The sequence below is a fragment of the Bradyrhizobium sp. LB13.1 genome (genome assembly GCF_054056815.1).
In genome coordinates this window covers 583002-600309 of record NZ_JBSRYQ010000001.1, presented here as the reverse complement: position 1 = coordinate 600309, position 17308 = coordinate 583002, and the positions used below count along the sequence as shown (strand labels likewise).

Annotated in this window: 14 protein-coding genes and 1 pseudogene; 8 read left to right on the top strand and 7 right to left on the bottom strand. The window is 62.9% G+C overall.

Going from position 1 to position 17308, the window contains the following annotated elements:
• The first annotated feature begins 399 nt into the window (after positions 1-399).
• Positions 400-882 (top strand): protein-export chaperone SecB, encoded by a 483-nt coding sequence (secB, locus tag ACVWYI_RS02850; protein ID WP_247352580.1) that lies wholly within the window; start codon positions 400-402, stop codon positions 880-882.
• Here secB and dnaQ read toward each other — a convergent pair.
• From dnaQ to ACVWYI_RS02830, 4 genes are read right to left on the bottom strand one after another with little or no spacing between them, the layout of a single operon-like run.
• Positions 879-1595, bottom strand: a complete 717-nt coding sequence (dnaQ, locus tag ACVWYI_RS02845) for a DNA polymerase III subunit epsilon (RefSeq protein WP_456647628.1) — start codon at positions 1593-1595, stop codon at positions 879-881. The genes secB and dnaQ overlap by 4 nt on opposite strands.
• 28 nt (positions 1596-1623) lie before the next feature.
• Positions 1624-2217 carry a dephospho-CoA kinase gene (gene coaE / locus ACVWYI_RS02840; RefSeq protein ID WP_247352576.1) on the bottom strand — a complete coding sequence of 198 codons (594 nt, stop codon included), beginning with the start codon at positions 2215-2217 and terminating at the stop codon, positions 1624-1626.
• Positions 2218-2240: 23 nt separating this feature from the next.
• Positions 2241-2849: a Maf family nucleotide pyrophosphatase gene (locus ACVWYI_RS02835; protein WP_456661163.1), complete on the bottom strand. Its 609-nt coding sequence runs from the start codon at positions 2847-2849 to the stop codon at positions 2241-2243.
• Between the two features lie 19 nt (positions 2850-2868).
• Positions 2869-3708: a pyruvate, water dikinase regulatory protein gene (locus ACVWYI_RS02830; protein ID WP_247352572.1), complete on the bottom strand. Its 840-nt coding sequence runs from the start codon at positions 3706-3708 to the stop codon at positions 2869-2871.
• 456 nt (positions 3709-4164) lie between these two features.
• Here ACVWYI_RS02830 and hemJ point away from each other — a divergent pair, with 456 nt between their 5' ends.
• From hemJ to ACVWYI_RS02795, 7 genes are all read left to right on the top strand, one after another.
• A complete protein-coding gene (gene hemJ, locus ACVWYI_RS02825; RefSeq protein ID WP_456661162.1) occupies positions 4165-4599 on the top strand; it encodes a protoporphyrinogen oxidase HemJ in 435 nt (144 codons plus the stop codon).
• A 247-nt stretch (positions 4600-4846) separates the two neighbouring features.
• Positions 4847-6112, top strand: coding sequence for a transcription termination factor Rho (gene rho, locus ACVWYI_RS02820; protein ID WP_247352569.1), 1266 nt, complete (start codon positions 4847-4849; stop codon positions 6110-6112).
• A 315-nt stretch (positions 6113-6427) separates the two neighbouring features.
• A complete protein-coding gene (gene mnmE / locus ACVWYI_RS02815; RefSeq protein ID WP_456661161.1) occupies positions 6428-7786 on the top strand; it encodes a tRNA uridine-5-carboxymethylaminomethyl(34) synthesis GTPase MnmE in 1359 nt (452 codons plus the stop codon).
• A 250-nt stretch (positions 7787-8036) separates the two neighbouring features.
• Positions 8037-9917 (top strand): tRNA uridine-5-carboxymethylaminomethyl(34) synthesis enzyme MnmG, encoded by a 1881-nt coding sequence (mnmG, locus tag ACVWYI_RS02810; RefSeq protein ID WP_456661160.1) that lies wholly within the window; start codon positions 8037-8039, stop codon positions 9915-9917.
• A 99-nt stretch (positions 9918-10016) separates the two neighbouring features.
• Positions 10017-10700, top strand: a complete 684-nt coding sequence (gene rsmG / locus ACVWYI_RS02805; RefSeq protein WP_456664475.1) for a 16S rRNA (guanine(527)-N(7))-methyltransferase RsmG — start codon at positions 10017-10019, stop codon at positions 10698-10700.
• Between the two features lie 30 nt (positions 10701-10730).
• Entirely contained in the window at positions 10731-11585 is an 855-nt protein-coding gene (locus ACVWYI_RS02800; protein WP_247448231.1) for a ParA family protein, read from the top strand.
• A gap of 148 nt (positions 11586-11733) precedes the next feature.
• Positions 11734-12618 carry a ParB/RepB/Spo0J family partition protein gene (locus ACVWYI_RS02795; RefSeq protein WP_456661159.1) on the top strand — a complete coding sequence of 295 codons (885 nt, stop codon included), beginning with the start codon at positions 11734-11736 and terminating at the stop codon, positions 12616-12618.
• A 274-nt stretch (positions 12619-12892) separates the two neighbouring features.
• Here the strand turns inward: ACVWYI_RS02795 and holA are convergent, their stop codons facing one another.
• The 3 genes and pseudogenes from holA to leuS form a co-directional block, all read right to left on the bottom strand.
• Complete coding sequence (holA, locus tag ACVWYI_RS02790; RefSeq protein ID WP_247352559.1) at positions 12893-13921, bottom strand: DNA polymerase III subunit delta; 1029 nt, start codon at positions 13919-13921, stop codon at positions 12893-12895.
• A 47-nt stretch (positions 13922-13968) separates the two neighbouring features.
• Positions 13969-14520, bottom strand: a complete 552-nt coding sequence (gene lptE / locus ACVWYI_RS02785) for an LPS assembly lipoprotein LptE (protein WP_247352557.1) — start codon at positions 14518-14520, stop codon at positions 13969-13971.
• Positions 14507-17132: pseudogene (leuS, locus tag ACVWYI_RS02780) on the bottom strand (leucine--tRNA ligase). Before leuS ends, lptE begins: the two are co-directional and overlap by 14 nt.
• Positions 17133-17308 lie beyond the last annotated feature (176 nt).

Here is a 17308-nt window from a genome sequence, read left to right as displayed (position 1 = left end):
TTCTGTAGATAAGGAGCCGTCCCGAAGGGGTCGTTGCCGGGAAAATCGATCCGGCCAGTAGACCGTTCCACACGGAAACGGCAAGTCTACGTCACCATTTTAGGTCCGCGCGTCAGGTCCGTGGGATGTAGGCACGAAACCTGGCCCGGCCAATGGCGCCTTTTGGCACAGCACCGAGTGTAGCGCGTTTTATGCTTAAGGGGAAACCCGATCCTGCCCGGAAATCGCGCATCTTCAATCGTTTAAGGCGCGACTTGGCTGGATCGGCGGGGGTGAACGACACCGCTGTCGGCGCGGCCTGAATTCCCCATCCGGGACCGTTCGTCCTTGTGGAACGAGGTAGCCCTATGTTAGCCAACCGCCGCGAAATTCAGCCCAATCGGGTAAGGAGACACTCTTATGACCAACGGTAACGGCACCCCTCCCGAAGCGGCCCAGGCTCCCCAGCTCAACGTGCTGGCGCAATATACCAAGGATCTCTCGTTCGAAAATCCGAACGCGCCCAGCTCGCTCCAGCAGCAGAGCCAGCCGCCCCAGATCAACATCCAGATCAATGTCAGCGCCAACAACCTCAGCGAACAGGAGTTCGAGGTGACCCTGTCGGTCGAGGGCAAGGCCGAGACCGCCGGCAAGATCATGTTTTCGTTCGAACTCGCCTATGCCGGCGTGTTCCGGATCTCCAATGTGCCGAAGGACAATCTGCATCCGCTGGTCATGATCGAATGCCCGCGCCTGCTGTTCCCGTTCGCCCGTGAGATCATCGCGACCGCCGTGCGCGACGGCGGGTTCCCGCCCCTGATGCTGGATCCGGTCGACTTCGTCGGTCTCTATCGTCAGAACATGGAGCGGCAAATGGCCGCTCCGCCGGCCGGTCAGGCCTAACCGGCCGAAGCGGCGGCTGGAGCGGGCAAGAACTCGTTCCAGATCGCCTTGTCGCCGAGGGTCGCGATGAAGGCCCGGTGGGCCTCGCGCTCGGCGTCTGAAATCCGCGGCGTGAGCGGCACCGGCCGCTGCCGCCGCGGCGCATCGGCCGCCCCATTGACGCGCATCTCCTCGGCTTCCGAAGCCAGGAGCAGCTGCGATTGCCGGGCCCCGACCAGATCGACATAAACTTCCGCAAGCAACTCGGCGTCGAGCAACGCGCCGTGCTTGGTTCGGCGTGAATTGTCGATCGCATAGCGCGAGCAGAGATCGTCGAGCCGGTTCGACACGCCGGGATGCTTGCGCCGCGCCAGCAGCAGCGTATCGACCAGCCGCTCACGCGGGATCGCCGCGCGCTTGATCCGGTCCAACTCGGCGTTGATGAAACTGATGTCGAACGAGGCGTTGTGGATCACCAGCGGCGCGTCGCCGATGAACTCCAGAAACTCGTCGACGACCTCGTGAAACAGCTGCTTCGTCGTCAGAAACTCGGCCGACAGCCCGTGCACGGCAAAGGCTTCCGCCGGCATGTCCCTTTCGGGATTGATGTAGACGTGGAAACTCTGCCCCGTTGGCATGCGATTGAACATCTCGACGCAGCCGATTTCGACCAGGCGATCTCCACGCAGCGGATCGAGGCCGGTGGTTTCGGTGTCGAGAACGATTTCGCGCATGATTCAGCAAGCCGTGTAAGGCGGCGAATCAGGCTCGCCGCTGCGGCATCTTAACGACCTCGGCGAGGATGTGCGCGATTTGGGCGCGCACCGGTTCGAGTCCGTGTGAGGTATCCACCACGAAATCGGCACGCTTGCGCTTTTCCGCGTCGGGCGTCTGCTTGGCGATAATGGCGTCGAGCTTGGCCTCGTCCATCGTGCCGCGCGCCAGTACCCGCTCGCGCTGGAGTTCCGGAGACGTCGTCACGACGACCACGGCATCGACCCGCGTCTCGCCGCCCGTCTCGAACAGCAGCGGAATGTCCAGCACCACGACCGGCGCGTCAGCGGCGTCGGCGAAGAATTTGTTTCGGGAAGCGCCGAGCATCGGATGGACGATCTTCTCGAGCTGCTTGATGGCGGCGGGATCGTGCACCACACGCGCCGACAGTTTCGGCCGATCGACCTTGCCGTTCGCGGTGGTGCCGGGGAAGGCGGCCTCGATCGCGGGCGCAGCTTCGCCCTCATAGAGCTGATGCACGGCCGCATCGGCATCGTAGACAGGGACGCCGGCCTCCTCGAATAATTTCGCGGTGGTGGATTTGCCCATCCCGATCGAGCCGGTCAGTCCCAGGATTCGCATCAGTGCCCAGCCATATCTGCCATTCACACCGCAACTAGCCGCTCGCGCCGCAGGAACGCAAGCAGCGGCAGCAGCGGCAGGCCGAGAATGGTGAAGTGGTCGCCTTCGATACGCTCGAACAAATGGATACCCAGGCTTTCGAGCTGGTAGCCGCCGGCGCTGGTGGTGACTGCATCGCCGGTGACGTCGAGATAGGCCGAAAGCTCAGCCTCGGTCATTTGCCGCATGGACAGGCGGGCGACCGAGACGTCCTCGAAGATGATCTCGCCATCGCGTGCTATCGCCACGGCGGAATTCAACTCATGGCACTTGCCGGAGAGATCGCGCAATTGCGCCAGCGCCTGGGAGCGGCCCGCAGGCTTGTTGAACAGGCGATCGCCAAGAGCCAGCGTTTGATCCGCACCGATGACGGTGCTTCCTGCATGATTGGCCGAGACTGCCTTGGCCTTCTCGCGCGCCAGCAGCAGGGCGATCCCACCCGGACTCGAAAGCCCCGAGGCAGCCTGGATACCGCGCTCGTCGATATCAGCCGTGATCGCCTTGAACTCGAGCCCGGCATTGGCCAGCAGCATCTTTCGCGCGCTGCTCTGCGAGGCCAGGATCAACGAAGATTTGCCGAGCCACAGACCCATCGCAAAATTATTCCCAAGACTATTCAGAAGGCCGGTTACGCTGGCGATCGCTATAGAGCTTCATGATCGCTGCGGCAGTTTCCTCAATCGAGCGCCGCGTGACGTCGAGCAGCGGCCAATCGTGCTTGGCGCTCAGCTTGCGGGCGAATGCGACCTCCTCCGCGACTGACTGCCTGTCGATATAGGTGTCGCTGCTGGAATCGGCGCCCATCGAAAGCAGGCGGTTCTGGCGCACCTGAATCAACCGTTCCGGCGTCGCATGCAAGCTCACGACCAGCGGTCGCGTTAACGTTTCCAATTGCAAGGGAACCGGAATGCCCGGAACCAGCGGCACGTTTGCAGTGCGGATGCCGCGATTGGCAAGGTAGATCGACGTCGGAGTCTTGGAGGTGCGGGAGACACCGACCAGCACCACGTCCGCGTCGTCGAGCCCTTCGACATGCTGACCGTCATCATGGATCATGGTGTAGTTCAGCGCGTCGATGCGCTTGAAGTATTCGGCATTGAGCACGTGCTGGGCGCCGACCCGGCCGGTCGTGGCAGCTCCGAGATACGCCTCGAACAATTGCATCACCGGGCCGATGATCGACAGGCTCGGAACATTGATCCCCTTGCACTTGTCCTCGAGCCTGGAAACCAGGTCCTTCTCGAGCAGCGTGAACAGCACGATTCCCGGCGCTTCCTCGATCTCGTCGAGCACACGATCGAGCTGTTTCTGGCTGCGCACCAGCGGATAGACATGCTCGACCGGGGTAACGTTGGCGTACTGGGCGGCAACGGCGCGTGCGACCGTGATCAGCGTCTCACCGGTGGAGTCGGAGACGAGGTGCAGATGGAAATAATTATTCGAGGTCGGCACAAAAGCTCTTTGTATGAAGGCGGTGTGGTTTGTGGATTTCTGTGGAGCTTAACCGCTCGGAAAGGGATGTGCGACAGCAGGGGCGGGATAACCGCCAACTTTCTTCACACCACTGCCCCTGAGAACAAGTTCGACGCCCTGCCGAAAGGGAAACGGGATCGGGCCGATAACCCCCTTGATAAGCTGCCGACAGAAACGCGCAAGCCTTTGAAGCTGGTCGACTTATCGAAAGCGACCAGAGCGATCGGGTATATGTTGATGGATGTGAATAAGCGCGTGGCAACGGGCGGACTGAATTGTGTGAGTCCAATTCACCGTCACATAAACACAAACCTTAAGAACCTAAGATTCTTATTGGAGAAGGGCGCTACGGACGGATAAGTGTGCAGGCAAGACCTTAACGGGTTCTTACTATCCCCAGTTCCCTTGCCTCGGCAGAAATCCGGACGCAGAAAAATGTTCGAAGACGTCTATCTCTGGATCAAGGCGCTGCATGTGATCGCCGTCATCTCGTGGATGGCGGGCATGCTCTACCTGCCAAGGCTGTTCGTTTATCATTGCGAAGCCGAGGTCGGCTCGAAGCAGTCGGAAACGTTCAAGATCATGGAACGGCGCCTGTTCAAGGCGATCATCAATCCCGCCATGATCGTCACCTGGTTAGCCGGGCTCTATCTCGCCTGGGCCGGCCATTGGTTCACCTTCGGCTGGCTGCACGTAAAACTGGCACTGGTCCTAGTGATGTCCGCGGTCCACGGCTTTTTTTCGCGATGGTTGAAGGATTTCGCCGCGGACCGGCGCCCACGAAGCCAGAAATTCTATCGGATTATCAATGAGGTACCAACTGCTCTGATGATTTTGATCGTCATCATGGTGATCGTGAAGCCGTTCTAGGCAAGGATCGCGAACGATCGCTCAGCGCTTCGGCTTGCGGAGTGTGAGCCGATTTTCTATATTAGCGATATCCCACCCAACGCAGGCGGATGTGGTCGTGTCTGAGCTTTCCAAAAGCCGGACACCCCATCAGGTTTGAAGCCTCACCGGCGCTCTCCTTGCCAGACCTGCGGACCTTACATTCTCGCGTCCGCATTTCAGAGCCTCCTCGCACCCCCTCCCCAGGTTACCCCACAGGACCACCCCAATGCGGGAAATTAAACTCCAGGACCTCAAGTCGAAGACGCCGGCCGAGCTCGTCTCGTTCGCGGAAGAGAACGGGGTCGAGAATGCCAGCACCATGCGCAAGCAGGAGCTGTTGTTTGCCATCCTCAAGCAGCTTGCGATCGCCGAGACCGACATCGTCGGCGAAGGCGTCGTCGAGGTTCTCTCCGACGGCTTCGGCTTCCTGCGCTCGCCTGATGCGAATTATCTGCCGGGCCCGGACGACATCTACGTTTCGCCCTCGCAGATCCGCCGTTTTGGCCTGCGCACCGGTGACACCATCGAAGGCCACATCCGCAGCCCGAAAGAGGGCGAGCGCTACTTTGCGCTGCTGAAGGTCAACACGCTCAATTTCGAGGACCCGGAAAAGGCCAAGCACAAGGTCAATTTCGACAATCTCACGCCGCTGTTTCCGAATCAGCGTTTCCGCATGGAAATCGACGATCCGACGCGGAAAGACCTGTCTGCGAGGGTGATCGACATCGTCGCGCCGATCGGTAAGGGCCAGCGCGCGCTGATCGTCGCGCCGCCGCGCACCGGTAAAACGGTGCTGATGCAGAACATCGCGCATTCGATCGCGCACAATCATCCTGAGTGCTATCTGATCGTGCTCTTGATCGACGAACGTCCGGAAGAAGTCACGGACATGCAGCGCTCGGTGAAGGGCGAGGTCGTCTCCTCGACCTTCGACGAGCCGGCGGTGCGCCACGTCCAGGTCGCCGAGATGGTGATCGAAAAGGCCAAGCGCCTGGTCGAGCATGGCCGCGATGTCGTGATCCTGCTCGATTCGATCACGCGCCTCGGCCGCGCCTACAACACCGTGGTGCCGTCATCCGGCAAGGTGCTGACCGGCGGTGTCGACGCCAACGCGCTGCAACGCCCGAAGCGCTTCTTCGGTGCCGCCCGCAACATCGAGGAGGGCGGCTCGCTGACGATCATCGCGACCGCGCTGGTCGATACCGGCAGCCGCATGGACGAAGTCATCTTCGAAGAGTTCAAGGGCACCGGTAACTCCGAGCTGATCCTCGACCGCAAGGTCTCGGACAAGCGGACCTTCCCGGCGATCGACATTTCCCGCTCCGGCACCCGCAAGGAAGAGTTGATCACCGATTCGGTGGTCCTGAAGAAGATGTACGTGCTCCGGCGCATCCTGAACCCGATGGGTACGATGGACGGCATCGACTTCCTGCTCGACAAGCTGCGCTCGACCAAGAGCAATTCCGAGTTCTTCGACTCGATGAATACCTGAGCCAGGGTGCAGCGTGGAAATCAAAGGGCGCCTTCTGGCGCCCTTTTCTTTTGCGGCTTTGTTGCAGCGAAGGTGCAGCATGGTTGGGCATTTTCGGCTTAACCCGATTTTATATAAGTCATTGATATTGTTTGGCAATAATAGAATTCTGGAATGCCACTTTAATCGGTGGCGAGCAATTTTGCAGCAAACCTCGTCCCGGACATACTGCATCGCAATATGGATTTTGCTGCGGGAATTGGTGCAGCAAAGCAACGCGATCCGTCGCCCCGCAACGGACGTTTGCCTTTTCCCCGTCAGCCGGACAAATAGGCCATGCATCCGCGAGACCAGACCATCTTTGCGCTGTCGTCCGGTCGCCCGCCGAGCGCGCTCGCGGTGGTGCGTGTCTCCGGGCCCGGCACCGGCCTGGCGCTGACAACGTTGGCAGGTAAACTGACGAAGCCGCGGCAGGCCAGCCGCCGGTTGCTTCGTGACGGCGCGGGCCAGCCGATCGACGATGCGGTGGTGCTGTGGTTCCCGGGGCCGGCCAGCGCGACCGGCGAGGACGTCGCCGAATTTCACGTCCATGGCGGCCGCGCGGTGCTGGCTGCACTCCTCGCCGCCATTTCCGTAATTCCGGATATGCGGGCCGCCGAGCCCGGCGAATTCACGCGGCGCGCATTCGAGAACGGCAAGCTCGATCTGACCGAGGCGGAGGGCCTCGACGATCTCATTCATGCCGACACCGACCGCCAGCGCCGCCAGGCGCTACGGCAGTTGCAGGGCCTGCTCGGCAATCGCGCGCGCGACTGGCGTGAGCGCATCATCGAGGCCTCGGCCTTGATCGAGGCCGGCATCGATTTTTCCGACGAGGGCGATGTGCCCGCCGAGTTGAGGGCGCCTGCGGTCAAGGCGATCAGGGCCCTGCACGGCGAAATCGCAGAAGTCCTTGCGGCACAGGGACAAGCTGAACGTCTGCGCGACGGCCTGGTGGTTGCGATTGCGGGCGAGCCGAATGTCGGCAAGTCGACACTCATCAACCAGCTCGCGCGCCGCGACGTCGCGATCGTCTCGCCGCATGCCGGCACGACACGTGATGTGATCGAAGTGCAGCTCGATCTCGACGGCTATCCCGTCACGGTGATCGACACCGCCGGCATTCGCGAGACCGATGATCCGGTCGAGCAGGAGGGTGTCCGCCGGGCGCGAGCGCGGGCCGAAGACGCCGACCTCGTGTTGTGGCTGGTGGAGGGTGGCAGCGCTGTCGATCTGGACGCGATGGGATCGCTGGGGAAGTCCGGCAGCGGGAGCAGTCCCTCCAGCGGCTCGGTCTGGATCGTGCGCAACAAGATCGATCTCAGCGAGGTCAAGGACGCCGGGCCGCCCGGTGGGTTCGGAATCGCGGCGAGCCGGGGCGACGGTATTCCCGAGCTGGTCGATGCCCTCGTGAAATTCGCCGCGGACTTCTTCGGAACGACCGAGGGCGCCTTGGTGACCCGGGCCCGCCAGCGGGATCTGTTAGGCCGGGCATCGGACAGCTTGCGCCGGAGTCTGGAGCTTATAGAAGAGGGCGAGGAGCTTGCCGCCGAAGAACTGCGTGCTGCCGCCTATGCCTTGGGCCGGCTGTTGGGTCGGGTGGACGTCGAGGATGTCCTCGGGGCGATTTTCCAGAAGTTCTGTATCGGGAAGTAGCGCTAGTCTTGATTGTAGGACTAGCACTTGTTCCATTCTTTGGGCTTTTGCTGAGAAGGAGTGGAGCTCCACGTGTTTCACGTGAAACATTGGCTCTAACTCGTTTTGCTTCGTGAAAAACAGGAGGCGACTGTGCATGGGGTTGTTTTCACGAAGAGCGTTCTGGCCTCGAAGTTCCGTTTCACGTGAAACAGCATCCTCATTCAGTTTCCACTTCCGGCTTCTCGGCCTCTGGGATACAAGTCCCGCCATGCGAACAGAGCGAGAGAGCTTCGACGTCATCGTGATTGGCGGCGGTCATGCCGGCTGTGAGGCCGCGGCTGCTTCTGCCCGCATGGGCGCAGCGACCGCTCTGGTGACGCATCGATTCTCCACGGTCGGCGCGATGTCCTGCAATCCCGCCATTGGCGGTCTCGGCAAGGGTCATCTGGTCCGTGAGGTCGACGCGCTCGATGGGCTGATGGGCCGGGTCGGCGATGCCGGCGGCATCCAATTTCGCGTCCTCAATCGCCGTAAGGGCCCAGCGGTCCGTGGTCCGCGCGCGCAGGCCGACCGGAAGCTCTATGCCGCCGCGATGCAGACGGCGATCCGGGAGACCGAGGGTCCTTCCGTTGTCGAGGGCGAGGCGGACGAGCTGATCGTGATCGAGGGCCGCGTGACCGGCTTGCGTCTAGCGGATGGGCGCGAACTTCGGGCAGGGGCCGTGGTCGTCACCACCGGCACCTTCCTCCGCGGCCTGATCCATCTAGGTGAGAAGAACTGGCCGGCCGGCCGGGTTGGCGAGGCTCCTGCGATGGGCCTTTCGACCTCCTTCGAGCGAGCCGGGTTCACCCTTGGACGGCTCAAGACGGGGACTCCGCCGCGTCTGGATGGCACGACGATCGACTGGTCGGCCGTCGAGATGCAGCCGGGCGACGAGCCTCCGGAGCCGTTTTCGGTGATGACCGAACGGATCACGACGCCGCAGATCCAGTGCGGGATCACCCGGACCACGTCCGCGACCCACGAGGTGATCCGGGCCAATGTCCATCGCTCCCCAATGTACTCCGGCCAGATCAAGAGCTCCGGACCGCGCTATTGCCCCTCGATCGAGGACAAGATCGTTCGCTTCGGGGATCGCGACGGTCACCAGATATTCCTGGAGCCCGAAGGGCTCGACGACAGCACCGTCTATCCCAACGGCATCTCGACTTCGCTGCCGGAGGAGGTCCAGCTCGCCATCCTCGCAACCATTCCCGGCCTGGAGCGGGTGAAGATGGTCCGGCCGGGCTATGCCATCGAATACGACCACGTCGATCCCCGGGAGCTCGATCCGACTCTCCAGACCAAGCGACTTCGCGGTCTATTCCTGGCCGGGCAGATCAACGGCACGACCGGCTACGAGGAAGCCGCCGGCCAGGGCATCGTGGCCGGGCTGAATGCGGCGCTGGCCGCCAGCGGCGCCGAACTGACGGTGTTCGATCGTGCCGATGGCTATATCGGTGTGATGATCGACGACCTCGTCACCCGCGGCATCAGCGAACCCTATCGGATGTTTACCTCCAGGGCCGAGTACCGGCTGACGCTGCGCGCCGACAATGCCGATCAGCGTCTGACCGAGAAGGGCATCGCCCTGGGCTGCGTTGGCAGTGCCCGGACGCTGCATCATCGGGCCAAGATGGACGCTCTGAATGCGGCACGAATGCTATCGAAGTCACTGACGATCACCCCGAACGAAGCCATCAAGCATGGGCTGTCCCTGAACCGGGATGGCCAGCGTCGATCGGCCTTCGAGCTGATGGCGTATGCCGACATCGGCTGGAGCCAGGTCCGCGCAATCTGGCCGGAGCTCTCTGCCATTGATCCCGTCATTGCCGCCCATCTCGAGATCGATGCCAAGTACGATGTCTATCTGGAGCGCCAGAGCGCGGACGTCGAAGCCTTCAGGCGGGATGAGGGGATGGTGCTGTCGGACGTCGATTACCAGCAGGTCCCCGGTCTTTCCAATGAGGTCCGGGCCAAGCTGGAGAAGGCGCGGCCGTTCACCGTCGGCCAGGCCGGCCGGATCGACGGCATGACTCCGGCGGCGCTCGGCATCCTCGCGGCCTATCTTCGCCGTGAGGCGCGGAAGGCTTCCAAAGCAATCGCATAGGCGTTTCACGTGAAACAACGCGGGCCGGGCGGCGGCAGATCGTCATCAGAAAAACCTTCGGCGGGCGAGGGCACTGGTCCTCGCTCCGAACCGGCGCCGATCAGGCCGAAGCTGGACAAGGCCAGCGCCAACGATCAGTCGCTGGACTCCATCGTCGCTGCCGACAAGATCGCGGCGCTCAAGCTCGCGCCCGTTTCACATGAAACGGAAGCCCGGCTCGATCGCTACATCGCACTGCTCCGGGAATGGCAAGCCAAGACCAACCTCGTCGCGCCCTCGACCTTGCCGCATCTCTGGACCCGGCACATCGCCGACTCGCTTCAGCTCGTGGCGCTCGCGCCGTCGGCCAAACGCTGGGCCGACCTCGGCAGCGGCGGCGGTTTTCCTGGGGTCGTCCTCGCCTGCGCCATGGCGGGGACCGCCGAGGCGAGCGTCCATCTGGTCGAGCGAACCGCCAAGAAGGCGGCCTTCCTGCGCGAAGCTATTCGCGTCACGACATCTCCGGGAGTCGTACATCTCGCCGAGATCGGGGATAATGTGGATAGAATCACCGGCCCGGTCGATTGCGTCACCGCGCGTGCGCTGGCTCCGCTACACCAGCTCATTGGCTTTGCGGAGCCGCTGATGCGCCAGGGCGCAAAAGCGTTGTTTCTCAAGGGTCAAGATGTAGAGTCTGAATTGACCGAAGCCACTAAATATTGGAGTATTCAGCCGCAGCTCCACCAAAGCCGGACAGGTGACGGTTGGATCGTCGAGCTGGCTTCCGTCGAACGGCGCGGGTGAGGCGTTCAGGGGTCGAGTGGGGAATTTGCGATGAGCGTGATTGACGAACCGCAGCAAGAACAGACCGCCGCCGTCCCGCAGGGCCATCCGCGCATCCTGGCGCTGGCGAATCAGAAGGGCGGCGTGGGAAAGACAACCACTGCGATCAATCTCGGCACGGCGCTCGCGGCGATTGGCGAACGCGTCCTGATCGTCGATCTCGATCCGCAGGGCAACGCCTCGACCGGCCTCGGCATCGATCGCCGCAACCGCTCCTGCTCGACCTATGACGTTCTGGTAGGCGAGGCGAGCCTGCGAGAAGCGGTGGTGTCGACTGCCGTGCCGCGGCTGCATATCGCGCCCTCGACCATGGATCTCTCCGGCCTCGAGCTCGAGCTCGGCACCACGCCCGGTCGTGCCTACAAGCTGCGTGACGCGATCAGCACGCTCAACAACAACGTCTCGCCCGACGCGGATTACACCTACGTGCTGATCGACTGTCCACCCTCGCTCAACTTGATCACTGTGAATGCGATGGCGGCTTCCGACGCGATCCTGGTGCCGCTGCAGTGCGAGTTCTTCGCGCTCGAAGGTCTGTCGCAATTGCTGCAGACGGTGGAGCAGGTGCGCTCGACGCTCAATCCGAACCTGTCGATCCACGGCATCGTGCTGACCATGTTCGACTCGCGCAACAACCTCTCGAACCAGGTCGTTGCCGACGTCCGGCAGTTCATGGGCGAAAAGGTCTACAAGACCATGATCCCGCGCAACGTGCGCATATCGGAGGCGCCGTCCTACGGCAAGCCGGTGCTGGTCTACGATCTCAAATGCGTCGGCAGCGAAGCTTACTTGCGGCTCGCCACCGAAGTGATCCAGCGCGAGCGCGAGCTGCGGACGACGCATTGAGGTGCGCTAATTCGTAGGATGGGTAGAGCGCAGCGAAACCCATCATCGAACGCGCCAACAGCGATGGGTTTCGCTTCGCTCTACCCATCCTACAAGTTTCGAGAATTCAGTTCTGGAGTGCTGCACCGTGAATCCAAGGGAGCTGACGATGGCCGATGAAGCGCGTTCGCGATTGGGCCGGGGTCTTGCGAGTCTGATCGGGGACGTCGGCGGCGAGGCTCAGCATGTCGACCGCCCGCGCGCGCAGCGCAAGGTGCCGATCGAATTCATCAAACCCAATCCGCGCAACCCGCGCCGCGCTTTTTCGGAGGCCGAGCTCAAGGAGCTCTCTGACTCCATCAAGCAGCATGGCGTGATCCAGCCGATCGTGGTGCGTCCGGTGAAGGGCGCGCAGGACCGCTTCGAGATCATCGCGGGCGAACGGCGTTGGCGTGCCTCGCAGATGGCCGGCCTGCACGAAGTGCCGATCGTCCCCGTCGACATCAGCGACAGCGATGCGCTGGAGTTCGCGATCGTCGAGAACGTGCAGCGCGAAGACCTCAACCCGATGGAAGAGGCGCTTGGGTATCACGCGCTCGCCAACGAGTTCAAACGCAGCCAGGACGACATCGCCAAAGTCGTCGGCAAGAGCCGCAGCCACATCGCCAACATGATGCGGCTGACGAAGCTGCCCGACGAGGTGCAAGCCTTGATCACGAGCGGCGAGCTGACCGCAGGTCACGCCCGTGCGCTGATCGGCGTGCCCGATCCGCTCGCGGCTGCCAAGCGCATCGTCGAAGAGGGCCTCAACGTCCGCCAGACCGAGGCGCTGGCGCATGAAGAGGGCGTGCCGGAACGCAAGCCGCAGAAAGCGCGCACGGGGACGAAGGAAAAGGACCCAGACACGGTCGACCTGGAGAAGCGCGTCAGCGACGCGCTCGGCCTCAAGGTCACTGTGAGCCACCGCGACCCCGGCGGCTCCGTCCAGATCAACTATCGCAATCTCGACCAGCTCGACGAGGTAATGCGGCGGCTGGCGAAGGGCGCGCTGTAGGCCGTCATTCGTACTCTCTTACCCTCACCCTGAGGAGCTGCGAAGCAGCGTCTCGAAGGGCAAGGGCCCGGGCCTTCATCCTTCGAGACGCGCGCAAGAGCGCGCTCCTCAGGATGAGGAATTAACGCCCATCCACACGTCATTGCGAGCGCAGCAAAGCAATCCAGAATCTTTCTGCGGAGAGACTCTGGATTGCTTCGTCGCTTGCGCTCCTCGCAATGACGAGGGGAGAGGGAGAGACACTCTCGCAATGACGCGCGGAGAGAACGGAAGTTCAGCCCCGCCGCTTCGCGTTCGCGGCGATCGACATCAGCGTGCGCTGGGCGATGGCGGCGGCGAGGGTGGATTGCTTGCGGGTGTCGAGCGCAGCGGTCGCGAGCTGCTCGATGATGGCGGCGAGCCGCGCCACGCTGAAATTGCGCAGCGCGGTTTCGACCGCGGGCTTTCGTGAAAAATGCAGGCGCGGATAGCCGCCGTCGAGCACCGCGGAAGCGGGCGTGCCGTCGGCGATTGCGAGCGCCGATTTGTGCAGCCACGCCGCCTGACGCAGCGCCGCAGAGATGATCACGCCTGGATAGGTGCCGGCGATCATGGCTTTGGCGAACTCGTTCTCGACGATCTCGGGCCGGCCGGCGAAGGCGCCGTCGACGATCGGATCGAGTTTCAGCTCCGACGCATCGGCGACGACGGCCATCACGTCGTCCAGCGTGATCTCGCCCTTGCCATGGGCATAGAGGGTGAGCTTGCGCAGCTCGTTGCGCGAGGCCTGGCGGTCGCCGCCGAGGAACGACATCAGCGCCGCGCGGGCGTCCTGCGCGATGCGCAGATTGGCGATGCGGAGCTCGTCTTCCATCAGCTTGGCCAGGTCGCGCTCGGTGTCGGGATAGCAGGCCATCGCGACGGCCGTCTTGGCACGCTCGCAGGCCTTGCGCAGTGGCGATTCCGGGCGCAGCTCGCCGGCCTCGATCACGATGCGGCAATCCTTCACGCCCATCTCCGCCAGCGTGTCGATGCCGCTGGCAAAGCTGCGCGATCCGGCGCGGATGCGTATGGCGCGGCGGCCGCCGAACAGCGGCACCGTCATCGCTTCGTCCACGAGCCGCGACGGCTCGGCGGAGAGCTCGTCGCCATCGAGCTTGACCAGCGAGAAGGGATCGTTGGGATCGTCGACAGCCGAGGCGATCAGCGCATCGGCGCGTTCGCGCACGAGGCCGGCATCGGGACCATAGAGCAGGATGATCGGACGGCCCGCATCGGGGCGGGCGAGAAAGGCGTCGATCTCTTTTCCGCGCAGCGCGACCATGTTGCCTGAGGTTCGTCGTTCCGGGTGCCCCGGAATGACGGGATGAATTAAGTGCCTGCGGTGAAGAACGAGGCGAGGCGCGTCGTGATGTTCTCGGCGATCTCGTTGGCGGCGCGATCCTCGGCATCACGTACCGCGCGGTTGCGGCTGAAGCGCTGATAGGAGCCGGGCATGTCGTAGGACACGCGCGAGAACGTGGTGCCGGTCATCACCGACTTCCCGCTGACGACCTCGATCAAATTGTACTGGGCGTCGAGGCCGTAGTTTTCGCTGCTCGGCAGGCCGGTATTGGCATCGACGATCAGCGACGACTTGCTGCTTGAGAAGCGGATCTCAAGGCGGTGGGTCGGCGGCATGCCGGTGGCGGTGCCATAGAGCTTAAAGGCCAGCGCGTTGCGGACCTCGACGCCGACGCGCGCCTCGCGGGAGGCATTCGCCTTGGCGATCGGGGGCAGATCGACCCCCATCAGCTTCTCGCGCAGGCCGGGGGTGCCGTCGGTGCGCTCGGCATACATCGGCTGGAAGCAGCCGGCCGTCAGGGCCGCCAGGGCGGCGACCGCCAGCAAGCGGGCTGCGATGCGGATCCTAGCCGACAACATTCACGATCCTCTTGGGGACGATAATCACCTTGCGGACGGGCTTGCCGTCCAGAGCCAGTTTTACCGCATCGAGGGCCAAAACGGCAGCCTCGATTTCCGGATTCTCGGCCGCTGTTGCAACTGTGACCTCGCCCCGCTTCTTGCCGTTGACCTGGACCACCAGGGTCACGCTGTCTTCAATCAGCAAATCGCGTTCGATTTGGGGCCAATTGGCCTCGGAAACCAGCCCGCTGTGGCCCAGAACCTGCCAACACTCCTCGGCCAGGTGCGGCATCATCGGGGAGAACAGCTGGACCAGGATCTGGCTGGCCTCCCGGATCGCCCAGACGAGGTCGGGGGTGGGGCTGGCCGGGGCGCTGCAATACTTCCGAAAACGTATTGGCGAACTCGCGGATATGGGCGAGGCAGACGTTGAAGTGCAGCCGCTCGATTCCGGTGGTGACCTTGTCCAACGCACCATGGGCGGCCTTGCGCAAGGCGGTGGCGTCCGGGCCGAAGCTGGCCGGGCGAGCCGTCGGCGCGGTCTTGCCCAGTTTCATGGAGTCGTTCACCAGCCGCCACAGCCGCTGCAGGAAGCGCGAGGCGCCCTGGACGCGCTCGTCGCTCCAGATCACGTCGCGGTCAGGCGGGGAATCCGACAGCATGAACCAGCGGGCGACGTCGGCGCCGTAGGTCTCGATGATGTCGTCGGGGTCGACCGTGTTCTTCTTCGACTTCGACATCTTCTCGATCGGGCCGATCTGGATGTCTTCGCCTGAGGTCAGCAGCGTCGCGCGGCGGCCGTTGGCGCCGGTCTCGACCTTGACCTCGACCGGTTGCACATAGGTGCCGTCGGCCTTCTGATAGGTCTCGTGCACCACCATGCCCTGCGTGAACATGCCGGCGAACGGCTCGTCCAGCGCAATGTGCCCGGTCGCCTTCATCGCACGCGTGAAGAAGCGGCTGTAGAGCAGATGCAGGATCGCGTGCTCGACGCCGCCGATATATTGGTCGACCGGCAGCATCCGGTTGGCGACCTCTGGAGTCGTCGGCGCGTTCTCGTTCCAGGGATCGGTGAAGCGCGCAAAGTACCAGGACGAATCCACGAAGGTGTCCATGGTGTCGGTTTCGCGTTGCGCCTTGCCGCCGCATTGCGGGCAGGTCACGTGCTTCCAGGTCGGATGATGATCGAGCGCGTTGCCGGGTTTGTCGAAGGTCGCATCATCAGGCAGTATGACGGGCAGGTCGGCGTCCGGCACCGGCACCACATCGCATTTGGGGCAGTGGATGATCGGAATCGGGCAACCCCAATAGCGCTGGCGCGAAATGCCCCAGTCACGCAGGCGGAAGTTCACCTGGCGCTCGCCGACCGGCGCGTTGCCGCGCAGCTCGGTTTCGAGACGCTTCGCCACGTCTTCCTTGGCCTGATCGATGGTCATGCCGTCGAGGAAGCGCGAATTGATCATGCGGCCGTCACCGTCATAGGCGGTGTCGGTGATGACGAACGATTTCGGATCCTGGTCCTCGGGGCACACCACCGGAATGTTGCCGAGACTGTACTTGTTGACGAAGTCGAGGTCGCGCTGGTCATGCGCGGGGCAGCCGAAGATGGCGCCGGTGCCGTATTCCATCAGCACGAAGTTGGCGACATAGACCGGCAGCTTCCAGGACGGATCGAACGGGTGGACCGCACGGATGCCGGTGTCAAAGCCCTGCTTCTCAGCGGTGTCGATGACTTCCTGCGCGGTGCCGATCTTCTTGATCTCGGCAATGAACTCGGCAAGTTTCGGATTCTTCGCCGCGGCGGCCTGCGCCAGCGGATGATCGGCCGAGATCGCCATGAATTTTGCGCCGAACAACGTGTCCGGGCGCGTCGTGAAAATCTTCAGCTCGCTCTCGCCGGCCGGCGTCGTCGCCGCATCGAGCGCGAAGCGGATCAACAGGCCTTCCGACCGGCCGATCCAGTTGCGCTGCATCAGCCGCACCTTGTCGGGCCAGCGGTCCAGCGCATCCAGTGCCGACAGCAGCTCCTGCGAGTACTTCGTGATCTTGAAGACCCACTGGCTCATTTCCCGTTGTTCGACAACGGCACCCGAACGCCAGCCTTTGCCGTCGATCACCTGCTCGTTGGCGAGCACGGTCATGTCGACGGGGTCCCAGTTCACCTTGCGCTTTTCGCGCTCGGCGAGGCCTTCGCGCAGGAAGTCCAGAAACATCTTCTGCTGGTGCTTGTAGTAACTGGGATCGCAGGTCGCGATCTCGCGGCTCCAGTCCAGCGACAGCCCGATCGAGCGGAGCTGCTTCTTCATCGCGGCGATGTTGTCGTAAGTCCAGGCCTTCGGCGCGACCTTGCGCTCGATGGCGGCGTTCTCGGCCGGCAGGCCGAAGGCGTCCCAGCCCATCGGATGCAGCACGTTGAAACCCTTGGCGCGCATGAAGCGGGCCAGCACGTCGCCGAGCGTGTAATTGCGGACATGGCCGATATGGATGCGCCCCGACGGGTAGGGGAACATCTCCAGGACATAGTATTTCGGCCGCGAATCGTCGTTCTTGGAGACGAAGATTGCCTGTTGGTCCCAGGCGGCTTGCCAGCGCGGTTCGGAGTCGCGGGCGTTATAGCGTTCGGAGGTCATGGAATCGTTTGGGTTTTCGTGGGTTCGGCCGTCTAAAGACGGCGGACTAGGCCATAGAAGTCCTCAAGGGGTCAATGGGTTGCCGCAATTTGGGAACCTTCGGCGCTGCACCGCATAACTACTGAGGCCGCGTTGGGGTGTGATTAAGGGGTCGATGCCAGTTTGCGACCGACCAG